Genomic DNA, 1,526 nt, shown 5'->3' with positions numbered 1-1,526 from the left:
GCCCGCAAGACTCGGTCCCGGCTTGCCCGCTAAGGCTTTGGCCGGATGGGACTTGCACCCACAAGCAGTTATCAGCTTGGCATGACGTACTCCCATGGAGTGGTGTAGCTGGACTTCATAGCCATCGGTGATTTCCGGTAGGGTCGGGTTGCTTAGAGCCAACCTGAAGGACACCACCGATGACCGACGATATGATGAACCTGCGCTCACTCGTTGAGAAGAGCGCCGACGCCGATTTGGCTCGCGTGAGATGATCGGCTTTGCTGCCGAGAAGCTGATGGCGCTGGAGGTCGGCACGAAGACCGGCGCGGGCTATGGCGAGAAGAATGGCTTCCGACTGGCCCAGCGCAACGGCTATCGCGACCGGGACTGGGAGACACGGGCGGGCACCGTCGAGTTGCGCATTCCCAAGCTGCGCACCGGGAGTTATTTCCCGAGCTTCCTTGAGCCGCGCCGCATGGCGGAGAAGGCTCTGACAGCGGTGATCCAGGAAGCCTATATCCAGGGCGTCTCGACGCGCTCCGTCGATGATCTCGTCAAAGCCATGGGCATGTCGGGCATCTCCAAGAGCCAGGTATCCCGGCTGTGCGAAGAGATCGACGACAAGGTGAAGGCCTTTCTTGACCGGCCCATCGAGGGAGAATGGCCCTATCTGTGGATCGATGCGACCTATCTGAAGGTCCGGCGCGGTGGCCGAATCGTCTCTGTCGCGGTCATCATCGCGGTGGGCGTCAACACCGACGGCCGACGCGAAGTGCTCGGCATGGAGATCGGCACGTCCGAGGCAGAGGCAATCTGGACTGAGTTTCTTCGCAAGCTGACCAGGCGGGGACTGCGCGGTGTCAAGCTCGCCGTCTCCGATGCGCATGAGGGCATCAAGTCTGCCGTGTCAAAGGTACTCTCTTCCACCTGGCAGCGCTGCCGGGTTCACTTCATGCGCAACGCGCTCGCCCATGCCGGAAAGAGCGGACGGCGCGTCGTGTCTGCCTTCATCGCCAGGGCCTTTGCTCAGGACACACCAGAGGCTGCAAGCACCCAATGGCGTAATGTCGCCGACCAGATCAGGCCGAAGGTGCCGAAACTCGCCACGCTGATGGATAGTGCCGAACAGGACGTGCTCGCCTACATGACCTTTCCCAAGGCGCACTGGGCCAAGCTTCATTCGACCAACCCGATCGAGCGCCTCAACGGCGAGATCAAGCGAAGGACAGAGGTGGTCGGTATCTTCCCTAACGACGATGCCATCGTCAGACTGGTCGGTGCATTGCTACTTGAACAGAACGATGAATGGGCCGTCCAGCGATCCCGCTACATGACACTTGAGACAATCGCCACAATGAGCGATGATCCGCTCATCAGCCTGCCAGCCGCAAGCTGAAACTCATCCGGCCCTCTGGGATGGGCCGTGGTCGGCTAAGCTACACCACGCCCTGGGAGTACGTCATGCCAAGCTGATAACTGCTTGTGGGTGCAAGTCCCATCCGGCCAAAGCCTTAGCGGGCAAGCCGGGACCGAGTCTTGCGGGC

General features: G+C 60.9%; 1 pseudogene. It reads left to right on the top strand.

The window, feature by feature from the left end:
- Positions 1-179 precede the first annotated feature (179 nt).
- Positions 180-1,378, top strand: a pseudogene (locus C8J33_RS26790) (IS256 family transposase).
- Positions 1,379-1,526: the final 148 nt, after the last annotated feature.

The organism is Rhizobium sp. PP-CC-3G-465 (assembly GCF_004343445.1).
GTDB lineage: Bacteria > Pseudomonadota > Alphaproteobacteria > Rhizobiales > Rhizobiaceae > Ferranicluibacter > Ferranicluibacter rubi.
This window is presented reverse-complemented; position numbering and strand designations above follow the sequence as displayed.